General features: G+C 38.2%; 20 protein-coding genes, 1 riboswitch and 1 other annotated feature (1 of these 22 running past the window's edge). Of the genes, 14 read left to right on the top strand and 6 right to left on the bottom strand.

Features of this window, described 5'->3' with window-relative positions; genetic code table 11:
* The first annotated feature begins 60 nt into the window (after window positions 1–60).
* The 4 genes from metE to LWE_RS08535 are packed head-to-tail and all read left to right on the top strand — an operon-like array spanning window position 61 to window position 6,518.
* Window positions 61–2,358, top strand: coding sequence for a 5-methyltetrahydropteroyltriglutamate--homocysteine S-methyltransferase (gene metE, locus LWE_RS08550; RefSeq protein ID WP_011702481.1), 2,298 nt, complete (start codon window positions 61–63; stop codon window positions 2,356–2,358).
* A 20-nt stretch (window positions 2,359–2,378) separates the two neighbouring features.
* The gene (locus LWE_RS08545; protein WP_011702480.1) at window positions 2,379–3,503 is read left to right on the top strand and encodes an aminotransferase class I/II-fold pyridoxal phosphate-dependent enzyme; all 1,125 of its coding nucleotides are present in this window, start codon (window positions 2,379–2,381) and stop codon (window positions 3,501–3,503) included.
* Window positions 3,496–4,668: a cystathionine beta-lyase gene (gene metC, locus LWE_RS08540; RefSeq protein ID WP_011702479.1), complete on the top strand. Its 1,173-nt coding sequence runs from the start codon at window positions 3,496–3,498 to the stop codon at window positions 4,666–4,668. The genes LWE_RS08545 and metC overlap by 8 nt, the downstream gene beginning before the upstream one ends.
* Window positions 4,665–6,518: a bifunctional homocysteine S-methyltransferase/methylenetetrahydrofolate reductase gene (locus LWE_RS08535; protein ID WP_011702478.1), complete on the top strand. Its 1,854-nt coding sequence runs from the start codon at window positions 4,665–4,667 to the stop codon at window positions 6,516–6,518. Before metC ends, LWE_RS08535 begins: the two co-directional genes overlap by 4 nt.
* A 32-nt stretch (window positions 6,519–6,550) precedes the next feature.
* On the opposite strand, the gene LWE_RS08530 is transcribed toward LWE_RS08535, so the two are convergent.
* Window positions 6,551–7,489, bottom strand: a complete 939-nt coding sequence (locus LWE_RS08530) for a 1,4-dihydroxy-2-naphthoate polyprenyltransferase (RefSeq protein WP_011702477.1) — start codon at window positions 7,487–7,489, stop codon at window positions 6,551–6,553.
* Window positions 7,490–7,663: 174 nt separating this feature from the next.
* On the opposite strand from LWE_RS08530, the gene LWE_RS08525 reads away from it, so the two are divergent.
* From LWE_RS08525 to LWE_RS08505, 5 genes are read left to right on the top strand one after another with little or no spacing between them, the layout of a single operon-like run.
* Window positions 7,664–9,052: an isochorismate synthase gene (locus LWE_RS08525; RefSeq protein ID WP_011702476.1), complete on the top strand. Its 1,389-nt coding sequence runs from the start codon at window positions 7,664–7,666 to the stop codon at window positions 9,050–9,052.
* Entirely contained in the window at window positions 9,049–10,791 is a 1,743-nt protein-coding gene (menD, locus tag LWE_RS08520) for a 2-succinyl-5-enolpyruvyl-6-hydroxy-3-cyclohexene-1-carboxylic-acid synthase (protein ID WP_011702475.1), read from the top strand. Before LWE_RS08525 ends, menD begins: the two co-directional genes overlap by 4 nt.
* A 1-nt stretch (window position 10,792) precedes the next feature.
* Window positions 10,793–11,620: a 2-succinyl-6-hydroxy-2,4-cyclohexadiene-1-carboxylate synthase gene (gene menH, locus LWE_RS08515; protein WP_011702474.1), complete on the top strand. Its 828-nt coding sequence runs from the start codon at window positions 10,793–10,795 to the stop codon at window positions 11,618–11,620.
* The gene (gene menB, locus LWE_RS08510) at window positions 11,617–12,435 is read left to right on the top strand and encodes a 1,4-dihydroxy-2-naphthoyl-CoA synthase (protein WP_011702473.1); all 819 of its coding nucleotides are present in this window, start codon (window positions 11,617–11,619) and stop codon (window positions 12,433–12,435) included. Before menH ends, menB begins: the two co-directional genes overlap by 4 nt.
* A gap of 15 nt (window positions 12,436–12,450) precedes the next feature.
* Window positions 12,451–13,860 (top strand): o-succinylbenzoate--CoA ligase, encoded by a 1,410-nt coding sequence (locus LWE_RS08505; protein WP_011702472.1) that lies wholly within the window; start codon window positions 12,451–12,453, stop codon window positions 13,858–13,860.
* A 19-nt stretch (window positions 13,861–13,879) separates the two neighbouring features.
* Here LWE_RS08505 and LWE_RS08500 read toward each other — a convergent pair whose 3' ends face one another.
* Window positions 13,880–14,839 carry a metal ABC transporter substrate-binding protein gene (locus LWE_RS08500; RefSeq protein ID WP_011702471.1) on the bottom strand — a complete coding sequence of 320 codons (960 nt, stop codon included), beginning with the start codon at window positions 14,837–14,839 and terminating at the stop codon, window positions 13,880–13,882.
* Between the two features lie 90 nt (window positions 14,840–14,929).
* The gene (yidD, locus tag LWE_RS08495) at window positions 14,930–15,151 is read right to left on the bottom strand and encodes a membrane protein insertion efficiency factor YidD (protein WP_011702470.1); all 222 of its coding nucleotides are present in this window, start codon (window positions 15,149–15,151) and stop codon (window positions 14,930–14,932) included.
* Window positions 15,152–15,224: 73 nt separating this feature from the next.
* On the opposite strand from yidD, the gene ytkD reads away from it, so the two are divergent.
* The 3 genes from ytkD to LWE_RS08480 are packed head-to-tail and all read left to right on the top strand — an operon-like array spanning window position 15,225 to window position 16,916.
* Entirely contained in the window at window positions 15,225–15,698 is a 474-nt protein-coding gene (gene ytkD, locus LWE_RS08490; RefSeq protein ID WP_011702469.1) for an RNA deprotection pyrophosphohydrolase, read from the top strand.
* Between the two features lie 50 nt (window positions 15,699–15,748).
* Window positions 15,749–15,991, top strand: a complete 243-nt coding sequence (locus LWE_RS08485; RefSeq protein WP_003767228.1) for a DUF2584 domain-containing protein — start codon at window positions 15,749–15,751, stop codon at window positions 15,989–15,991.
* Window positions 15,992–16,007: 16 nt separating this feature from the next.
* Window positions 16,008–16,916, top strand: a complete 909-nt coding sequence (locus LWE_RS08480; protein WP_011702467.1) for an L-lactate dehydrogenase — start codon at window positions 16,008–16,010, stop codon at window positions 16,914–16,916.
* 66 nt (window positions 16,917–16,982) lie between these two features.
* Here LWE_RS08480 and LWE_RS08475 read toward each other — a convergent pair whose 3' ends face one another.
* Window positions 16,983–17,282, bottom strand: a complete 300-nt coding sequence (locus LWE_RS08475; protein ID WP_011702466.1) for a hypothetical protein — start codon at window positions 17,280–17,282, stop codon at window positions 16,983–16,985.
* 173 nt (window positions 17,283–17,455) lie between these two features.
* Window positions 17,456–17,564, top strand: a riboswitch (SAM riboswitch).
* A 107-nt stretch (window positions 17,565–17,671) separates the two neighbouring features.
* Between LWE_RS08475 and metK the strand changes: the two genes are divergently transcribed.
* Together metK and asnB are read left to right on the top strand one after the other, a co-directional pair.
* Window positions 17,672–18,871 carry a methionine adenosyltransferase gene (gene metK / locus LWE_RS08470; protein WP_011702465.1) on the top strand — a complete coding sequence of 400 codons (1,200 nt, stop codon included), beginning with the start codon at window positions 17,672–17,674 and terminating at the stop codon, window positions 18,869–18,871.
* Window positions 18,872–19,006: 135 nt separating this feature from the next.
* Window positions 19,007–20,872: an asparagine synthase (glutamine-hydrolyzing) gene (gene asnB, locus LWE_RS08465; protein WP_011702464.1), complete on the top strand. Its 1,866-nt coding sequence runs from the start codon at window positions 19,007–19,009 to the stop codon at window positions 20,870–20,872.
* A gap of 24 nt (window positions 20,873–20,896) precedes the next feature.
* On the opposite strand, the gene mnmM is transcribed toward asnB, so the two are convergent.
* Both mnmM and mnmL read right to left on the bottom strand, forming a co-directional pair.
* A complete protein-coding gene (mnmM, locus tag LWE_RS08460; RefSeq protein WP_011702463.1) occupies window positions 20,897–21,472 on the bottom strand; it encodes a tRNA 5-(aminomethyl)-2-thiouridylate-methyltransferase MnmM in 576 nt (191 codons plus the stop codon).
* On the bottom strand, window positions 21,469–22,434 hold the full coding sequence (gene mnmL / locus LWE_RS08455; RefSeq protein ID WP_011702462.1) for a tRNA modification radical SAM protein MnmL/YtqA: 966 nt from the start codon (window positions 22,432–22,434) through the stop codon (window positions 21,469–21,471). Before mnmL ends, mnmM begins: the two co-directional genes overlap by 4 nt.
* Before the next feature lie 128 nt (window positions 22,435–22,562).
* Window positions 22,563–22,611 (top strand) — a binding site (T-box leader) (it continues 153 nt past the right edge of the window).

The following is a 22,611-nucleotide window of genomic DNA, read 5'->3' as shown; positions in this document are numbered from 1 at the left end:
CTCTCTAGTTCTCTAGGGAGGTTTTTTATTGGCAAAAAACGAGAGGAAAAGGTGATAGATATGGTGAAGGCTATTAGTTCAAATTTAGGATACCCGAGACTTGGTGAGAAGCGTGAATGGAAACGTGCGTTAGAAAAATTTTGGAATGGTACAATTACAGAAGAGGAATTGTTAGCAGAAACAAAGGCTTTACGATTACATGCATTGAAGAAACAACAGGAAAAAGGAATTGATTTGATTCCAGTTGGTGACTTTAGTTTTTATGATCAAGTGCTTGATACGAGTGTAACATTTGGAATAATTCCAAAACGTTTTCAGCATGAAGGTGGAAATGTTTCGCTAAATACATATTTTGATATTGCGCGTGGAAAGAATGATGCCGTAGCTTCTGAAATGACTAAATGGTTTAATACGAACTATCACTATATTGTGCCGGAACTGGCTGATGCAAACCCGAAGCTATTAAATAACCGAGCGCTTTACTATTACGAAGAAGCAAAAAAAGAGCTTGGCATTGAAGGAAAGCCGGTACTGGTTGGCCCGATTACTTATTTAAAACTTGGAAAAGGGAGCAATGCAGAAAGTTTTGAAGTATTGCTAGATAAATTTATTCCAGCATATATAGAAATTTTGGAAGAACTTGAAACTGCTGGGGTGGAATGGGTTCAAATAGATGAACCTTACCTTGCAACGAGTTTTGAGAAGAAAGAAATAGCTTTATTTGAAAAAGTGTATCAATCATTTCAAGAAGCAGTGCCGAATTTAAAAATAGAGTTACAAACTTATTTTGAAAGTTTGGATTATTATGAAGAGGTTGTTAATTTACCAGTTGCTGCGATTGGGATTGATTTTGTTCATGACCATGGGGACTCGTTGCAAGCATTAAAAACTTACGGATTTCCTCAAGATAAATATTTAGCAGCTGGCGTGATTGATGGGCGAAATGTTTGGCGAAGTAATTTGGATGCGAAACTAGCACTTTTAACGGATATTGCACATTATGTAGCTAAGGATAAATTAATTGTTCAGCCATCTAATTCATTACTACATGTACCGGTAACAAAATTAAGTGAGCCTGATTTGGACGAAGTGATTCTGGGTGGTTTATCATTTGCTGATCAAAAATTAGATGAAATTGTTATCTTAACGAAGGCTTTGACAGAAGGTGTGGAAAGTGTAGCAAAGGAACTAGAAGAAGCCCGTAAAGCTGTCAAAGTGCTAAATGAATCAAGTCATAGAAATAATTTAGAAGTTCAAGCAGCAATTGCTAATTTGAAAAATGTTCGGGTTGATCGAGAATTAGTCTTTGCGGAACGGATTAAATTACAGCATGCTTGGCTTAATTTACCACTGTTTCCAACCACGACTATCGGAAGTTTTCCACAATCACCGGAAGTTCGGAAAACTCGTGCTGATTGGTTAAAAGGGAATATAACGGATGCGGAATATAATGCTTTTATTGAAAAAGAAACGGCGCGCTGGATTAAAATTCAAGAAGAATTGGATATTGATGTATTGGTCCACGGCGAATTTGAACGGACGGATATGGTGGAATATTTTGGGCAAAAATTAGCAGGTTTCCAAGCAACAAAATTTGGTTGGGTGCAATCATATGGTTCGAGAGCGGTTCGTCCGCCGCTTATCTACGGGGATGTTGCTTTTACAGAGGAAATTACCGTGAAAGAAAGTGTCTATGCCCAGTCGTTAACCAAACGTCCAGTGAAAGGAATGTTAACGGCGCCAGTGACAATTATCAATTGGAGTTTTGTTCGTGATGATGTCCCTGAAAGTGTCGTTGCGAATCAAGTTGGCTTGGCGCTTCGTAAAGAGGTAGAAGCATTAGAACGTAATGGTATTAAAGTGATTCAAGTAGATGAGCCAGCTTTACGTGAAGGTTTGCCACTGAAACAAGCTCGTTGGGAAAAATATTTAAATGATGCGGTTTATTCGTTTAAATTAACGACAGCTTCAGTTCAAAACGATACGCAAATTCATACGCATATGTGTTACTCGGATTTTGACGATATCATTGATACGATTAGCGCATTAGATGCGGACGTTATCTCAATTGAAACATCAAGAAGTCATGGGGAAATTATTTCGACATTTGAAGAAGTGACATATGACAAGGAAATTGGACTTGGAGTTTATGATATTCATAGTCCGCGTGTTCCTACTGTTACAGAAATTCAAGACAATATTCGCCGGGCGTTACGCGCTATTGATGCGAAACAATTTTGGATTAACCCAGATTGTGGTTTAAAAACGCGACAAGAGCCTGAAACGATTGCGGCGCTACAAGATATGATTAAAGCAACTAAAGAAGTTCGTGCAGAATATCAAGTATTAGAGAAATAGAGAAATGGAGGAGAGGTAATATGGCAAAGCTGAAACAAGAGACGATAGCAGCGCAAATTGGAAATAGAAAGTGTGAAAGAACGGGTGCTGTCAATATGCCAGTCTACTTCTCTACAGCTTACCAGCATGCCGATCTAGGGGTATCAACGGGATATGATTATACGAGAACTGGGAATCCGACGCGAGATGCGTTACAAGAAGCACTTGCGGAACTTGAAAACGGGACACAAGCTTTTGCAACAAGTTCGGGTATGAGTGCGATACAACTTGTTTTCCAGCTTTTTAAAACTGGGGAACATATTATTAGCTCGCAAGATTTATATGGGGGTACTTTTAGATATTTTGAACAGTTTGGAGCACAGTATAACATTGGATTTTCTTACTGGAACGGGATAAATATTGCTGATTTAGAAAAACTGGTTCTCCCGGAAACAAAAGCAATTTTCATTGAGACACCTACGAACCCTTTGATGCAAGAAACGGATATTGCGGCTGTGGCAGAATGGGCACATGAACATGATCTGCTAGTTATTGTCGATAATACATTTTATACGCCTGTTTTACAGCAGCCTCTTAATTTAGGTGCGGATATTGTGATTCATAGTGCGACAAAATACCTTGGTGGGCATAATGATGTTTTAGCTGGATCCGTTATTGTAAAAGAAGAACAGCTTGGAAAATTCTTTTTTGATCAGTTAAATGCGACGGGAACAGTGCTATCGCCATTTGATAGTTGGTTGTTAATTCGTGGTTTGAAGACACTTGTTTTACGGGTGAAACAGCATCAGGCGAATGCACAGAAAATCGCAGCATTTTTGGAAAATCATGAATTAGTGGAGGAAGTACGCTATCCGGGACGCGGTGGAATGATTAGTTTCTTCATTCAAGATGCAGCGCTCGTATCGCCACTTTTAAAAGAGCTAGAGTTGTTTACTTTTGCAGAGAGTTTAGGCGGAGTGGAGAGTTTAATCACTTACCCGACGACACAAACGCATGCAGATATTCCAGTGGAGTTACGAAATTCTTATGGGCTTACAGATAAATTATTACGGATTTCGGTTGGGATTGAAGCAAGTGAAGATCTAATTGCTGATTTATCTAAGGCGCTGGATACGGTTCTGGAAGGGGTGAGCGCGCGTGGCTAAAGAATATACACAAGATACTGCTGTGATTAAGGCTAGTCTTGGCGTTGACAAAGAAACCGGTGCGCTGAACACACCAATACATCTATCATCCACCTTCCATCAGCATGATTTTGATAACTATCATGCCTATGATTATGCGAGAAGTGGTAATCCAACGAGAGAAAAAGTGGAACAAGCGATTGCAGAGTTAGAAGGTGGCACTGACGGCTTTGCTTTTGCAAGCGGGATGGCTGCTGTATCTGCGGCGTTATTCACACTTTCTAAAGGGGATCATTTTATTATTGCTAAAGATGTGTATGGCGGTACATTTCGCTTAGTGGAGCAAATTTTGCCACGGTTTGGTATTACACATACGTTTGTGGATACAACAAATATTGATGAGGTTGCAAAGGCTTTTCAAGAAAATACCAAGTTGGTTTATTTAGAAACTCCGTCTAATCCATTGTTACATGTAACAGATATTCGGACAGTGGCAAAGCTTGCGAAAGCGAACGGTTGCTATACGTTTGTGGATAATACCTTTTTAACACCACTAATTCAAAAACCTTTAGAATTAGGTGCGGACTTAGTCATTCATAGTGCGACGAAGTTTTTAGGGGGGCATAGTGATATTTTAGCGGGACTTATTGTCACAAACAATCCTAGCTTGGCTGAATCGGTTTACTTTTTACAAAATTCGACAGGGGGAGTTCTTGGGGTACAGGATTCGTGGTTGCTACTGCGTGGACTTAAAACACTTTCGGTTCGAATGAAAGCTGGGACGTCAACCGCAGAAAAAATAGCGCTCTTTTTGAAGGCGGAACCTAGTGTAGAAGCAGTACATTATCCAGGACTACCATCTCATGCAGGTTATGAAATTCAAGTGGAGCAAGCGACAAGTGGCGGGGCTGTATTGTCTTTTGATCTTGGTAGTGAGGATGCTGTACGTGAACTAGTGACACATTTGGAATTGCCGGTATTTTCTGTAAGTTTAGGGGCAGTAGAGAGTATTATATCTTACCCGGCCAAAATGTCTCATGCTGCAGTTCCAGAAAAGGAACGTTTGGAACAAGGAATTACACCAGGTTTATTACGTTTTTCAGCAGGATTGGAAGATGCTGATGATTTAATTGCTGATTTAAAACAAGCACTTTCGTTTATTAAGAAGGGAAGTGTCGTCAAGTGAATTTAAGAAAAGATTTAAGTGAAAAAGTATTAATTGCTGATGGAGCGATGGGGACTTTACTTTATTCTTATGGGGTAGATCGCTCATTTGAAGAATTGAACTTGTCACATCCGGAAGATATTGTGGCGATTCATAAGGCTTATATAGGTGCTGGTGCGGATATTATACAAACAAATACGTACGGTGCCAATTATATTAAATTAGCGAGATATGGCTTAGAAGATGAAGTGAAACGTATTAATCAAGCGGCGATTCGATTAGCAAAGGAAGCGGCGAGAGGGACTGGCACGTATATATTTGGTACGATTGGCGGGATAAATGGGGCTGTGGATGCAAGACTTCCAGCGGCTCCGCTAGAAGAAATCAAGCGAAGTTTTAGGGAGCAACTATATTGTTTTTTACTAGATGGTGTAGATGCAATTTTGCTTGAAACGTATTATGATTTGGATGAACTTAAAACGGTATTAAAGATTCTTCGTGAGACGACTGATTTACCAGTTGTTGCGAATGTGTCTATGCATGAACCGGGTATCCTCCAAAACGGGAAGAAATTACCTGATGCGCTTGAAGAACTGATTACACTCGGGGCAGATGTTGTGGGTATTAATTGCCGACTTGGACCATATCACATGGCGCGAGCACTTGAAACAGTTCCGCTTTATGAAAAGGCTTATTTGGCTGTTTATCCAAATGCAAGTTTGCCAGAGATGCAGGATGGAAAAGTTATTTATCAATCAGATACTGATTATTTTGCACATTATGGGGAGGTTTTTCGGCAGGAAGGTGCTCGGATAATTGGCGGTTGCTGTGGGACGACTCCGGATCATATCCGTGCTTTACGACAAGGATTAGAAACAACGAAGCCAATTTTGGAAAAAGAAGTTCGGCCAATTTTAGAGCTCGTTCCGGAAGAAGTGGTGGATGAAGAAGCTGGTGAGCGGTTACTTGATAAGGTAAAGGAACGTTTGACGATTTTGGTCGAACTGGATCCGCCAAGAACATTTGATACTACGAAATTTTTTGAAGGGGCAGAGGCGTTAAATAATGCAGGAGTTGATGCGATTACGATTTCTGATAATTCGCTAGCCACACCTCGGATTAGTAATATGGCGCTAGCTTCCATTTTAAAGCATGAGTATGGAATTAAGCCCCTTATTCATTTGACAACTCGTGATCATAATCTAGTGGGGATGCACTCGCATGTTATGGGTTTTCATAAGTTAGGGTTACATGATGTGCTTGCAATTACTGGTGATCCAACTAAAGTAGGTGATTTTCCGGGTGCTTCTTCTGTTTTCGATTTAAGGTCAGTGGAGTTAGTTCAACTCATTAAAAAGTTTAATGACGGCATTTCATATACGGGGAAATCGTTGAAAGAAAAAGCTCGATTCCATGTTGGAGCTGCCTTTAATCCAAATGCACTCAATCTAGAAAAAGCCGTGCGATTAATTGAAAGAAAAGTGGAATACGGCGCGGATTATATTATTACGCAGCCAATTTATGATGTAAATAAAGCTGTTTTACTAAAGGAAGCTTTGCAAAAAGCAAACATTGATGTGCCGCTTTTCATAGGAGTTATGCCACTTTTATCTAGTCGGAATGCAGAATTTCTTCATAATGAAGTTCCAGGAATTCGTTTGACAGAGGAAGTGCGAGAGCGTATGAGAGAAGCGGAAGAGCACGGTTATGCAAATGAAGAAGGAATGGCGATTGCTCGTGAATTAATCGATGCTATTTGTGAGCATTTTCAAGGGATTTATATTATTACGCCGTTTTTAAGGTATGATTTATCGGTGGAACTTGCAAAATACATTCAAAAAAAACAGCAGGTTGAAATCATCTCCAAATAAAAAACTGGTTGTCATTGTGACAACCAGTTTTTTTACATGAATAAATTTCTAGATAGTAGGCTTAATAGATACGCAATTGCAAGTGTAATTCCAAAAATCGTTAATGCTTTGGAAGTGGATTTCATTGCCGGAACCATTGTGATTGGCGAAGTTTTACCAACAAAACGACGCACAGCGCGAATGGCTTCTGGCAAACTAAGTAAAATTAAGAGTGTCCACCACGGAGCATCTTGTGTAAAAATTAGGGCGATTTCAAATACATAACTGAAAAGAAAGGCTGCTGCAAAAAGAACAATGGCCCATTTCCGACCAAGTAAGATAGCTAAAGTCAAACGCCCATTTTTCTTATCAGGCACTAAATCGCGAATGCTGTTGGCAAGTAGTAAGTTACCAACGAGTACCATTACTGGAATTGAAACATATACGATAAATGAACTAATGAATTCTGCTTGAATATAGAAGGAAATGAATGTAATAATTCCACCCATAAAGAATCCCGCCATAATTTCACCAAAAGGCGTATAAGCAATCGGATAAGGTCCGCCTGTATAAAGGAAACCAACAAGCATACAAATTGCGCCAAGTAAACCAACATACCAATTAAGTTCGATGGATAAATAAACTCCACCAAGAATAGATAAAATGTATAAAAAGATTGCTAGGAACAAAATAAAACCTGGTCGCATACCATTACGAACAATAGCACCACCATTTCCAACCGAATGCTCATCATCTTGTCCTTTTTTATAATCAAAATATTCATTGAATAGATTGGCCGATGTTTGTATAAAGAAACAAGCAATTAGCATGACGATAAAACGTGTAAAGTTAAAGCTGGTGTAGCTCATTGCAACAGATGTTCCAAGGAAAACCGGAACAAAAGAGGCTACAAGTGTATGGGGGCGAAGTAGTGACCACCATTTCTGGAATCCAGTTTGTTTTGTAAGTGCAGATTTTGAGGCATTAGCCATGATTTTCTCTCCTTTTTCACTTCCATGTGTTTCAGATGTCTACCCTTCATTTTAGGGAAATATTGTAAGTACGTCAATAATTAATAACGAAAAGGAGGAAAAAACGCAAATCAAGCAGTTTAACTCCATATTTGTTATAATAGAAGATGTGAATGTAAAAGGAGAGATAAGCATATGAATACTAAATTGCCTCTTGATTTATTTAATCAAGCGAAACGTAGCGCAAGCCAAGATCAACCGGCTCTATTTAGCTGGGTAACTGAGTTAGATGAATTAGTGTCTCCAGTCAAATTATTTAAAAAGGCTGGCACGGCTTTTAAAGGTGAACGATTTTTCTGGCAAAATCCAGAAATGACACTGACGATGACAGGTTTTGGCGTAACGAAACAATTTTTGGCGGAAAAGAAAAAAGATGCTTTTCTTGGATTGCAAGAGAAAATTGAAAAAAGACTACGCACTAGTGTAACAAATGCAACTATAGATGCAACAGGACCAGTTTACTTTGGCGGTTTTGCCTTTGATCCTGAACGCGATACTGAAAAAGAATGGCAAAGTTTTAAAGACGGCTTGTTTTATTTACCGCTATTTATGTTAACAAATAAAGATGGTAAAAGTTATTTAACTGTTAATTTGTCAGTCTACTCAGATGATACGGAGAGCAAATTAGATGCTGTTTTTAATCAATGGCAAAAAATCATTCATCAAGAGGTTAATGAAGCTGAAATGGCATTGCTTACAGATTTCAAAGAGATTGGGAAAGAACATTTCCTTGAAACTGCGAGTGAAATTATCGATATGATTAATCATTCAGAAGATGTAAAAAAAGTAGTTTTAGCCAGAAGAATGGGACTACGTTTCCAACGACAAGTAGATAGCGCTATTATTCTAGAAAATATGCTTGCAACACAAGAAAATAGTTATTTCTTTCTAATTGAAAAAGGAACAGGGGTCTTTTTTGGCGCTAGTCCAGAGAGACTTATTGCAGTAAACGGAGATACCATTCATTCTTCTTGTGTAGCTGGTTCAACAGAGCGAGGCACGACCGAAGAGGCAGATGAAGCACTTGGTAATGCTTTATTAAAAGATGCAAAAAATTTACGAGAGCATTCCTATGTAGTCCAAATGATGGAAGAAACATTAAAACCATTTACAACAGGGCTTTCGCTATCTAGCCAACCTGTACTTCTAAAAAACCGTGATATTCAACATCTATACATGAATATCTCAGCGAAGAAAAATCCGGATGTGACAATCCTTGAAATGGTTAAAGCGCTTCATCCGACACCAGCACTTGGTGGTTTACCGCAAAAAATGGGACTGGCGATTATTCGGATGAAGGAAGAAATGGACCGTGGATTTTACGGGGCACCAATTGGCTGGATTGATTTAAAAGGAACTGGTGAATTTGCTGTTGCGATTCGTTCTGGTTTAATTGTTGATTCACAAGGGCTAATCTATGCTGGTTGCGGAATTGTTGGTGATTCTGTACCAAAAGAAGAATTACAAGAAACAGCGGTTAAATTCCAACCGATGTTACGCGTATTAGGAGGCATAAAGAAATGACAAACCATGAACAAGTGCTAACAGACTATTTAGCTGCTTTTATTGAGGAACTTGTACAAGCCGGTGTAAAAGAAGCAATCATTAGCCCAGGCTCACGTTCAACTCCGCTTGCACTGATGATGGCAGAACATCCGATTTTGAAAATTTATGTGGATGTGGATGAACGTTCAGCTGGTTTTTTTGCACTAGGTTTAGCAAAAGCTTCGAAACGTCCAGTTGTTCTGCTCTCCACTTCTGGGACAGCAGCGGCAAACTATTTCCCAGCAATTGCTGAAGCGAATTTATCCCAAATCCCATTGATTATTTTAACTGCTGATCGGCCGCATGAACTTCGAAATGTTGGAGCACCACAAGCGATGGATCAGTTGCATTTATACGGTTCACATGTAAAAGATTTTACCGATATGGCACTTCCTGAAAACAGTGATGAAATGCTTCGTTATGCAAAATGGCATGGTAGTCGCGCGGTGGATATCGCAATGAAAACGCCACGTGGTCCAGTGCATCTTAATTTTCCTTTGCGTGAACCACTTGTACCAATACTCGAACCTTCTCCATATACAGCTACTGGAAAAAAACATCATCACGTACATATTTATTATACGCATGAGGTTTTAGATGATAGTTCTATTCAAAAAATGGTGACGGATTGTACTGGCAAAAAAGGAGTATTCGTTGTAGGTCCCATTGACAAAAAAGAAATTGAACAGCCAATGGTTGATTTAGCGAAAAAGCTAGGTTGGCCGATTTTAGCTGATCCGCTTTCTGGACTTCGTTCTTACGGGGCAAAAGATGATGTTGTGATTGACCAATATGATGCATTTTTAAAAGAAGCGGCTATTTGGGATAATTTAACACCGGAAGTAGTCATTCGTTTTGGTAGTATGCCGGTTTCTAAACCACTTAAAAATTGGTTAGAACAACTTTCTGATATTCGTTTTTATGTGGTGGACCCTGGGGCTGCTTGGAAAGATCCAATTAAAGCAGTGACAGATATGATTCACTGTGATGAACGCTTCTTACTGGATATCATGCAAAAAAACATGCCTGATGATACAAAGATTTCCGCATGGTTAAATAGGTGGACGGCATATAATCAAACTGCGCGTGAAATCGTTTTGACAGAAATGGAGAATACGACGACTTTAGAAGAAGGTAAGATTGTTGCGGAATTGCGTCGCTTATTACCTGATAAAGCTGGTTTATTTATTGGTAATAGTATGCCTATTCGTGATGTAGATACTTATTTTTCCCAAATTGATAAAAAAATAAAAATGCTTGCAAACCGCGGAGCTAATGGTATTGATGGCGTTGTATCTTCAGCTCTCGGTGCGAGCGTTGTGTTCCAACCAATGTTTCTACTCATTGGCGATTTATCATTTTATCATGATATGAATGGTCTACTTATGGCGAAAAAATATAAGATGAATCTAACCATTATTATCGTTAATAATGACGGTGGCGGGATATTCTCATTTTTACCTCAAGCAAAGGAACCAAAATATTTTGAGTCCTTATTTGGCACATCAACTGAACTTGATTTCCGATTTGCTGCTGCGTTTTATGATGGGGATTATCACGAAGCAAAATCAGTAGATGAACTAGAAGAAGCAGTTGACAAAGCAACTTATCACAAAGGTTTGGATATTATAGAAGTGAAAACAAACCGTCATGAAAATAAAGCAAACCATCAAGCACTTTGGGATAAAATTGCGACCGGTTTAAAGGCATTAGATTAATATGTTAGTTAATGGTCAAACGTATTATGTAACAAATACTGTAAACGGAGAAAAGGCAGTTTTGCTGATGTTACATGGTTTTACTGGTTCAAATAAAACATTTCAAGAAAGTATTACACATTTAGAAGAGCACTTTAGTATTGTGGCGCCAGATTTACTCGGGCATGGGAAAACGGACAGTCCAGACGAAATAGCACGTTATTCTATTGAAAGAATAGTAGATGACTTAGTAACGATATTACAAGAGCTAAAAATCATGCAATGCTTTGTGCTTGGTTATTCGATGGGTGGGCGAGTGGCAACAGCTTTTGCATCCGCTCATCCTGAGATGGTGCGTGGACTTATTTTAGTCAGCAGTTCCCCTGGGCTTGCGCAAAAAGATCTTCAGGAAAGCAGAGTTCAAGCAGATAATCGTTTGGCTGATATGCTTGAATCAGAGGGTATAAGATCTTTTGTTGACTACTGGGAAAAATTAGCTCTCTTTGCTTCACAGGAAGTTTTGTCTGATGAACTAAAAAAACGCATTAGATTGGAACGATTAGCGCAAAATCCAAACGGATTAGCTATGAGTTTACGCGGAATGGGGACTGGAAAGCAGCCTTCGTACTGGAATCATTTAGCTGATTTTACTTTTCCTGTGCTACTAATGACTGGTTCTTTAGATGAGAAATTCGAAAAAATCGCGCAGGAGATGCAACAACTTATACCAAATAACACGCATGTCACGGTGCAAAATGCTGGACACGCTGTTTATTTAGAACAACCAAACATTTTTTTAAGTCAGCTCACTAACTGGCTGGAAGTTATTTTAAAGGAGGAAGAAAAATGAGTTTTGATTGGCAAACAGAAAAAGTATATGAGGAAATAAAATATGAAAGCTACGAAGGAATTGCGAAAATTACCATTAATCGTCCAGAAGTACATAATGCATTTACACCAAAAACTGTAACAGAAATGATTGATGCATTTAATTTAGCGCGTGATAATTCTAATCTTGGTGTTATTATTTTAACAGGAGAAGGCGAAAAAGCATTCTGTTCTGGTGGAGACCAAAAAGTGCGCGGTCATGGTGGTTATGTTGGCGATGACCAAATCCCACGTTTAAACGTCCTTGATTTACAACGTTTAATTCGCGTTATTCCAAAACCAGTTATCGCGATGGTTGCTGGTTGGTCAATCGGTGGAGGAAATGTTCTTCAATTAGTATGTGACTTAACGATTGCTGCAGACAATGCGAAATTCGGACAAACTGGACCGAATGTTGGTAGTTTTGATGCAGGTTATGGTTCTGGCTATTTAGCACGTGTTATTGGACATAAGAAAGCGAAAGAAGTATGGTTCATGTGCCGCCAATACACTGCGGACGAAGCACTTGAAATGGGTTGGATAAATACAGTAGTTCCAGTAGCAGACTTAGAAAAAGAAACTGTAGCTTGGGCAAAAGAAATGTTACAAAAAAGTCCAACTGCGCTTCGTTTCATCAAAGCTGCTTTCAACGCCGATACAGATGGTTTAGCAGGTATTCAGCAATTAGCTGGTGATGCGACACTTTTATATTATACAACGGACGAAGCCAAAGAAGGACGCGATGCCTTTAAAGAAAAACGCGATCCAGACTTTGACCAATTTCCAAAATTCCCTTGATTTGAAGGTGTAAAAATGGATATGACAAACTGGCTTCAAAAACGAGTGCGGCTTTCTCCCAAAGAGACCGCGCTCGTTTTTGAAGGAAAAGAAGAAACTTTTGAAGAAATAAATCAAGCAGTAGAAATACTTGCGGGGAAACTATTCGCGCGTGGTATTAGAAAAGACCAAATGATTGCTCTACTTGGAAAAAATGATCGAATGACATTTTTACTCATTCATGCGTTGCAACAACTTGGGGCGGTAACTTTATTTCTTAATAACCGTTTGACAAAAAAAGAGATTGCGTTTCAACTTATGAATGCAGAAGTAAAAGAAGTGATTGTGGCAGATTCGTTGGAAGATAAAATAACGACTGGCATTCGTTATACTGAGTTACAAGAAACGGAGTATGAAAAGCCAGAACTTCTGGAAACTTGGGATTTAACGCGCGTTTCTTCCATTATGTATACATCAGGAACCACTGGTAAACCAAAAGGTGTTATACAAACATATGAGAATCATTGGTGGAGTGCGGTATCTTCTGTTTTGAATTTAGGATTGACAGAAAAAGACAGTTGGCTGTGTGCCGTGCCGATTTTTCATATTAGTGGTTTATCCATTATGATGCGCTCCATTATTTACGGAATTCCCGTATATTTAGAAGAGCATTTTGATGAAGCAAAAATTACTCAATTGCTAGAAAGCGGACATGTTTCGACTATTTCTGTAGTGACTTCGATGTTAGAACGGTTGTTAAAAATGAAGGAAGGAAGTTATCATCCAAATGTGCGAACAGTTTTGCTTGGCGGAGGACCAGCGAGTAAGACGGTTTTAGAAATTTGCAAGCAGCGTGATATTCCTTTAGTTCAGTCGTTTGGCATGACAGAAACGGCTTCACAAATCGTTACATTACCACCAAAAGATGCTCTAAACAAAATCGGTTCTTCTGGCAAAGCATTATTTCCAGCAGAAGTGAAAATTGCCGATGATGGGGAAATTTTACTTAAGGGACCATCGATTACGCCAGGATATTTAAACAATGAAGAAGCAACAAATGCAGCTTTTACAGACGGATGGTTTAAAACGGGAGATATTGGTTATCTAGATGATGATGGTTTCTTATTTGTGTTGGAGCGCCGTTCTGATTTGATTATTTCGGGAGGAGAGAACATTTATCCAACCGAAATAGAACATGTCATAACAAGCTATGGTGCGGTAAAAGAAGTAGCAGTGGTCGGCAAGCCGGATGATAAATGGGGAAGTGTTCCTGTCGCTTATGTCGTTGTGGACGAAGTGTTTAAAGAAGCTGAACTATTTGGCATATGCGAAACCAACTTAGCTAGTTATAAAATTCCTAAACAAATCGTCATAGTTGATAAGCTACCAAAAACAGCATCTGGAAAAATTCAACGCAATAAATTAAAAGAAAGGCACTCTAAGTAAAAAGAGCGCCTTTCTTTTTTTAATAATTAAGACCTTCTTTTAAAGCTTTCAGGTTATCGTTCATGATAGAAAGATAATCACGATTCTGGTCCATATCTTTTTTAGTTAGTGTTTCTAGATTATGAAGTGTTAGTGTTTTTGTATTTGTTTCTTGTTGAATAACATCCGCTATTTTTGAATTAGTATTTTGTTCAAGCATGATATATGGGATTTTTTCTGCTTCGATTTTTTCAACAATTGATTTAAGCTTCTTTTGTGAAGGTTCATCGCTTGTTGACACGCCAGCAATTGGTATTTGATGTAAGTTATATTCTGTTTCCCAGTAACTATAAGCAGCATGTGCAGTAACAAAATCTTTTTGTTTTGATTCGCTAGTGACTTTACGGAAATCTTGATCTAGCTTTTTCAATTTTTCTTCGACTGCTTGATAATTTTTTTCAAAGGTTTCTTTTTGGTCAGGTATTTCTTTTATTAATTGATCTTTTACAATAGTAGCCATTTGCTCCATGTAAACAGGATTGAGCCACACGTGTGGATTGATGTCGCCGTGTTCGTGTTCTTCTTCGCTTTCGTGATCATGCTCTTCCTCTTCAGCTGCATCGGGATCTTTTGGTAAATCTAATTTTTCAGCAGTGGGGACGAAAGTAACTTGCTCATTTGCAAGTGTTTTTTTTGCTTTATCAACAAAACCTTCCATACCAAGACCAATATAGAAAAATAAATCGCTATCAGCTATTTTCATCATATCTTTTTGTGTTGGTTCAAAACTATGGGCATCTGAGCCGGGTGGATAAATACTTTTGACGTCCACATATTTACCACCAATTTGTTCTGTTAAATACTGCAAAGGATAAACGGTCGTATAAACGGTTAATTTATCATTCTTAGTTTTATCTGTATCGCTATTGTTCGAACAGCCTGTAAGTATTAAGAAAACTGATAATAGTGCTGATAATGCAATTTTATAGCTCTTTTTCAATCCATTCACTCCTCTAAATCGAAATTATTCTTGTTTAAACGCTATGCTAATCGTAGCAATTACGATTTATAGTCCGAATTTGATAATACCTTATTCTTTCTTAGGTGGCACGAAATCTAGTCCACCTTTATGGAAAGGGTGACATTTAGAAATACGTTTAATTGCGAGATAACTGCCTTTTAGAGCACCGTGCGTTTCTATTGCTTCAATTCCATAAGCAGAACAAGTGGGATAAAACCGACAAGTTGCAGGAGTGAAACGCGAAATATATTTTTGATAAAGTCGGATTCCTCCGATAAGCATTTTTTTCATTAGTATTCATCCTCTAAATTTCAACTTAATTACAGCTTACCATATTTTTGAAAAAAGAAAAGGAAGTGGGATTTTGTTTATTTATAAAGATATATTGGGAAACAGAGTGACTGTATATTTTGAAGCACAAGAAGAGCATCCGGATGATGTGCTTATTATTCCTAAAACGAAAGATGGCTGGTTGTTTACTGAGCATAAAATCCGTGGTTTGGAATTCCCTGGTGGAAAAGGAGAACATGGCGAAACTAATTTAGATGCCGCAAAACGAGAATTATTGGAAGAAACTGGAGCAATAAGTGATGAATTTCATTTCGTAGCAGATTATTTGGTGGAATCTAAAGAGCGTACTTTCACCAAACGAGTTTATACAGCTAAAGTTCTTTCAATAAAAACGCAGGTAGATTATTTAGAGACTAAGGGGCCAGTTATTCTTCAAGGAGATTTAGGTAAATTCATCTTACAACCAGCTTTTAGTTTTTTTATGCGTGATGCTGGAATGAGTGAAATTGTGAAGCAAGCTGAGCGTATTTGGGACAGTAAAAACTAGTCAAGATAGGGTAAACTCTGCTATGATAAAAGAAACTGGAGGTGAGAAAATTGGGTATGCCACTTGAGGTAAACACAATGATCGTAACAAAAGGAAATGAAAAAAGAATTTCGGATAATTTCTTTGAACTTGAAAAAATAGGATATCGAATTTATCCAATTGATGTTCCAATCGCTGTTCGTAAAACAAAAGAAGGCGAAACACTTGGAGAAGCAATTCCTCGAAAACTTGTATGGGAAAATAATAAAACCATTATTAAATATGAATTAATCGCTTTAAATTCAAGTAACTAATTTTGGAGGGGATTTTTTGAAACGAAAAGTTGGTATAATTGGTGCTGGTCATGTTGGAAGCGACGTGGCTTTTTCTCTTGTAACGCAAGGGATTTGTGATGAAATTATTTTAATTGATAAAGTAGAAGCAAAAGCAGAAAGTGAAGCACTTGAACTACGAGATATGTCTTCCATGACACATTTCCATACAACAGTTACTGCAAATGATTGGGAAGGGCTTAAAGAGGCAGATGTAATAATAATGGCTGTTGGTCCCGAAACATTACTGCGACAAGACCGTATGGAAGAGCTCGTTGAAACAAGCCGGTCAGTGGCTGAAATCGTGCCCAAAATTTTAGCAACAGGCTTTGAAGGGATTTTTGTGAATATTACGAATCCATGTGATGTAATAACAATGCTAATTCAGAAAATAACTGGTTTTGATCATTCACGAGTATTTGGAACAGGGACATCCCTTGATACTGCAAGAATGAGAAGAGTTGTTGGAGAAGCTTTACATATTAATCCGAAGAGTGTAGAAGGTTATGTCCTTGGTGAACACGGGGAATCACAATTTGTTGCTTGGTCTACTGTGAAAATTGGCGGTGTCCATATTACGGATTATAAAACTGAAACGACACTTGATTTGCCAGCTTTAAAAGATACAGTTCGTTTTGGTGGCTGGAATATTTTAACTGGCAAAGGATGGACAAGTTTTGGTATAGCAACAGCTACAGCAAACATTGTGGGTGCACTTTTAAGTGATGCTAAACAAGTTTTTCCGTTAGCAGTGTTTTCGGAACAAACAAATACTTATATTGGTCAACCAGCGATAATTGGTGCAAATGGCGTTATTGATATTTTAGAACCAACACTAACAAAAGAAGAACAAGCAAACTTTTCCAATTCGGCTGCAGTTATTCGAAAAGCATTTGATTTACTTTGAAGTTGAAAATGTATATAAAAAAAGCTAGCTAAGTTAAAGCAATTCATGCTCTACTTAGCTAGCTTTTTAGGCTGTTTTTACTTTTTTTTGTTTAGGTTTCTTTGATTTTTTAACGATAAAGCGTATAAGGCTAATAATTAAGGAAACGATATATTCACCGAAAGCCCCAATAAAAATGGCAATTGCTATTTCTGTTTGGGCCATTCCTCCACCATAAAAACTGATGAAAAAAACAACCCCACTTGCTATTAAACCCATTGTTGCCAAGAAATATTTAAACCAGTACCAACGAAAAACAAAATCAAATAAACATACAACCGCTAAAAAACCTAGAAAAATAATCGCGGATAACGGAATTAGACCCATAGTTACAATCTCCTTTAGATAAATAAAACATCTTTTTTATCCATCTATCATACCACAGGATGGAAATAATGATAAGTGAAATATAAATGGAATCATTTTTAGCGTATAAATAGTATTTATTTCATTGCATATAACCTTACTTTATGGTATTCTATCTTAGAATTAAAATTTATCTCTTATCCAGAGCGGTAGAGGGACTGACCCTTTGAAGCCCAGCAACCTACACATATATGTGAAAGGTGCTAATCTGTTGCAGGAGTAAGATTTCCTGAACGATGAGAGCAAAGGTATAATTATAGCCTTTCTCTATTCGTGCGCGTTTTGTGCAAAATAGAGGAAGGCTTTTTATATGAAACGTATTTGGAGAGAACTAAAGGAGGAAAATAAAATTGGCTAAGAACCGTCATCTATTTACATCAGAATCGGTTTCTGATGGACATCCAGATAAAATTGCAGATCAAATATCTGATGCAATTTTAGATGCAATTATTTCAAAAGATCCAGACGCACGGGTGGCTTGCGAAACTACTGTGACAACTGGTTTAGTTTTAGTAGCGGGAGAAATTACGACTTCTGTTTATGTAGATATCCCTAAAATCGTTCGTGATACAATTAAAGAAATTGGGTATACGCGTGCAAAATATGGTTTTGATGCAGAAACATGTGCTGTTTTAACGGCTATTGATGAACAATCACCAGATATTGCCCAAGGAGTAGACGAAGCATTAGAATCAAGAAGTGGTAGTGAAATTGATGCTGCTATTGAAGCAATCGGAGCAGGCGACCAAGGTTTAATGTTTGGTTTTGCAACGGACGAAACAGAAGAATTAATGCCGCTTCCTATCTTTTTAGCACATGGTTTAGCTCGTAAATTAACAGAGTTACGCAAAACGAAAAAATTAGATTATTTAAGACCAGATGCAAAAACCCAAGTAACTGTTGAATATGATGAATTGAATCAACCTGTTCGCATTGATACAATTGTTGTTTCGACTCAACATCATCCAGATATCACACAAGAAGAGATTGCTAAAGACTTGCATACGTATCTTTTCCCAGAGGTGATTGATCCTTCTTTTTTAGATGAAGATACGAAATACTTTATCAATCCAACGGGGCGCTTTGTTATTGGTGGACCACTTGGCGATGCTGGCTTGACCGGCCGTAAAATCATTGTGGATACATACGGTGGATATGCACGCCACGGCGGGGGAGCTTTCTCAGGTAAAGATCCAACCAAAGTAGACCGTTCTGGTGCTTATGCTGCAAGATATGTGGCTAAAAATATTGTGGCTGCTGGACTTGCCAAAAAAGTAGAAGTGCAATTAGCTTATGCTATTGGAGTGGCTCGTCCGGTTTCGATTTCTATTGATACTTACGGAACAAGTGACTATTCAGAACAAGAGTTAATTGATGGTGTTAATGCATTATTTGACTTACGACCAGCTGGTATTATCCATATGTTAGACCTGCGTCGCCCAATTTATCGTCAGACTGCTGCCTTTGGTCATTTTGGCCGTAGCGATTTGGATTTACCTTGGGAAAGAACCGATAAAGCAGAAGCCTTGAAAAAATTAATTGTAAAATAAGTCTAACCGAGCATTTCATCTTAGGAATGTTCGGTTTTTTTCTTTCTAAACAGTGCAAAGAAAGCCTAGTTATGATATGATAGACGTTGTGAAAAAAAGATAAAATGATTATCTATATAGAGGAGAAATGTTACCATGTGTGGATTTGTAGGATGCGTACATGACCGCATTACAGAAATTACTGGCGCTGATAAAGAAACCTTTAGACAAATGAATAGTATGATTACGCACCGTGGGCCAGATGATGAAGGATACTTCACAGATGATCACGTGCAGTTTGGTTTCCGCCGTTTAAGTATTATTGATGTAGAAAACGGTCATCAACCCTTAACGTATGAAAATGAACGTTATTGGATTATTTTTAATGGAGAAGTTTATAATTATGTGGAACTCCGCGAGCAATTAGTTGCTGAAGGAATGACATTTGAAACCGAAAGTGATACCGAAGTAATTATCGCTACATATGCGAAATATAAAGAAAAAACAGCAGAACGTCTTCGCGGAATGTTTGGTTTTGTAATTTGGGACAAACAAGAAGAACTTGTTTACGGCGCACGCGACCCATTTGGAATAAAACCATTTTTCTATGCAGAAGAGGACGGCAAGCTATTCATGGGTTCTGAAAAGAAATCCATTTTGCATGCGTTAAAAGAAAAAGAACTAGATGAAGTATCATTACAAAATTACATGACTTACCAATTTGTTCCAGAACCAGATTCCTTAACTAAAAATGTAAAACGCTTAGAGCCAGGACATCAGTTTACGAAAAAAATTGGTCAACCAATGGAAATTTCAACTTATTGGAAAGCATCATTTGCACCAGTAACTAAATCAGAAGACGCATGGATCAAAGAAGTGCGTGACGTGATGTATGATTCTGTAAAAATGCATATGCGTTCTGATGTGCCAGTTGGTTCATTCTTATCTGGTGGTATTGATTCATCGATTATTGCTGCAATTGCTAAAGAATATCATCCAGCAATCAAAACATTTTCTGTTGGATTTGAACGCGATGGTTTTAGTGAAATTGATGTAGCAAAAGAAACAGCAGACAAACTTGGTGTAGAAAATATTAGTTATGTTATCTCGCCAGAAGAATATATGAAGGAATTACCAAAAATTGTTTGGCATATGGATGATCCACTTGCTGATCCGGCTGCTATTCCGCTTTATTTCTTATCAAGAGAAGCGCGTAAACAGGTAACAGTAGCGCTGTCGGGTGAAGGCGCAGATGAACTATTTGGTGGTTATAACATTTATAACGAACCGAATTCACTTGTGATGTTTAACAAAATGCCAGGCGTGTTCAAATCCATGCTAAATAGTGTAGCACGTATCATGCCAGAAGGAATGCGTGGTAAAAGTTTCTTAGAACGCGGAACGACTCCGATGGAAGAACGTTATATCGGAAACGCGAAAATGTTCACGGAAAAAGAAAAACAAATTTTACTTCCAAAATACCAAGCTGGTCATGATTATACGAATATTACGGATCCATTTTATGCGGAAACAAAAGATTATCATCCTGTTGAAAGAATGCAGTATATTGATATTCATACTTGGCTTCGTGGAGATATTCTTCTCAAAGCCGATCGCATGACAATGGCTAATTCACTGGAAGTCCGCGTACCTTTCCTGGATAAAGAAGTGTATAATGTGGCAAGAAATATTCCAGATACAATGAAAACCACCAACGGAACTACCAAGTATATTCTACGTAAAGCGGCAGCAACATTTGTACCAGAACATGTACTTAATCGCCGTAAACTAGGATTCCCAGTACCAATTCGTCACTGGCTAAAAGACGAAATGAATGCTTGGGTTAAAAATATCATTAAAGAATCACCAACAGATCATTTAATTAACAAACAATATGTTCTAGATTTACTAGATGATCACTGTGCTGGGAAATTCGACTACAGCCGTAAAATTTGGACTGTCGTTATTTTCATGATTTGGTATGACGTATATGTAGCAGACAAATACGACTTTGGAAAATAAAAGAAAACCTAGACTGGCTATTAATTAGCTTTGTCTAGGTTTTCTTTTTTCGATGACAATAACGAATGGAGCATCGTTTTTCTGATTAATAAAGTTATAAGATAATACGTGAAAATTTTGTTGCGGGATTGCTTCACAAAAAGTCACGACAGCATCTTTTTCTAGTTTTCCAGCAGGATGACCGTGATAAATAACAAGAATAATCACGCCGCCGACTTCGAGCAGCCGCATTAAATGACCCAAACTTTCTAATGTAGAATCAGCAGTTGTTGTAATTTCTTTGTCGCCACCTGGTAAGTAGCCGAGATTGAAAATAGCAGCGCGAACAGGTTTTGTTGCATATTTTGGAATGAACGCATGGCTAGCACATACGAGCTCCACTTGTGGTGTGACACCCGCATTTTCTAAACGAGTTTTCGTCGCGTTAATTGCTTGTTGTTGAATATCAAATCCAAGCACATGTCCATTAATACCAACAAGGTCTGCTAGTAAAAGCGTATCGTGCCCATTACCACAAGTAGCGTCAATCACATAATCACCAGGACGAACTACTTTCCGCAGCGTATCGTGAGCGAAGGGGAGAATGCCTCTTAAATTCATTCAGAAATCACTTCCACAGGTTGATAGAGTTTCCCTTGCCAACTATCTCTTCGAACGAGTTCTGCATCAATCGCATTCAGTACTTCAAACTTATTCAAACTCCATACTGGTCCAATTAAATCATCTACACCACCATCACCTGTAATTCGGTGAATAACCATTTCAGGAGGTAAGATTTCCAGTTGATCAGCCACTAAGTTCACATAACCATCACGAGTTAAAAATTCTAAGTCGCCTTTTTTATAATCTTCCACCATTGGCGTTCCTTTTAATAAATGGAGCAAATGGATTTTAATACCATCCACGCCACTTTCAACTACTTTTTGTGCGGTTTCCATCATCATTTCCGGAGTTTCTTTCGGAAGACCGTTAATGATGTGTGTACAAATGCGGATATTATGTTTTTGCAGTTTGCGCACACCTTCTAAATAACAATCATAATCATGCGCCCGGTTAATTAAGCGGCCAGTTTCATCATGAGCGGATTGTAAACCAAGTTCTAACCATAAATAAGTCCGTTCATTTAATTCAGCCAAGTATTCCACGACATCATCCGGTAAACAGTCTGGTCGTGTCGCAATAGAAAGTCCAACCACACCAGGCTCATTCAAAACCGTTTCGAATTTCTCGCGTAGTTCAGCAACAGGAGCATGGGTATTTGTAAATGCTTGGAAATATGCAATACATTTGCCGTCTTTCCACTTTGTCTGCATTTTGTCACGCACTTGTTGGAATTGCACTTTTAAATCGAGCGCCCGGTTTCCTGCAAAATCTCCAGAACCAGCGGCACTACAAAAAGTACAGCCCCCATGCGCTACTGTACCATCACGATTCGGACAATCAAAGCCGCCATCAAGCGCCACTTTGTACGTCTTTTGACCAAATTCTTCTCGTAAACAGTAGTTCCATGTATGGTATCTTTTATTATCATTACTATATACAAATGGATTCGTTTGTTTCACTAGTTTTAGACTCCTTCAAATGAAATTCTCCATTCATTTTAGCACATTTTACTACGAAAGTTAGATAAATCTTCAGACCGCTTGCTAAAAAAATGAAATTCAGCTACAATAAGACTAATGAATTTTGCGAAATAGCGATGAATTGGAGTAGTAATCTGCATATTTTGATGTGAAGAG

The organism is Listeria welshimeri serovar 6b str. SLCC5334 (assembly GCF_000060285.1).
In the GTDB taxonomy this organism is placed as follows: domain Bacteria; phylum Bacillota; class Bacilli; order Lactobacillales; family Listeriaceae; genus Listeria; species Listeria welshimeri.
The sequence above is the reverse complement of the archived record's forward strand: the minus strand, read 5'-3'. Positions and strand labels throughout refer to the sequence as shown.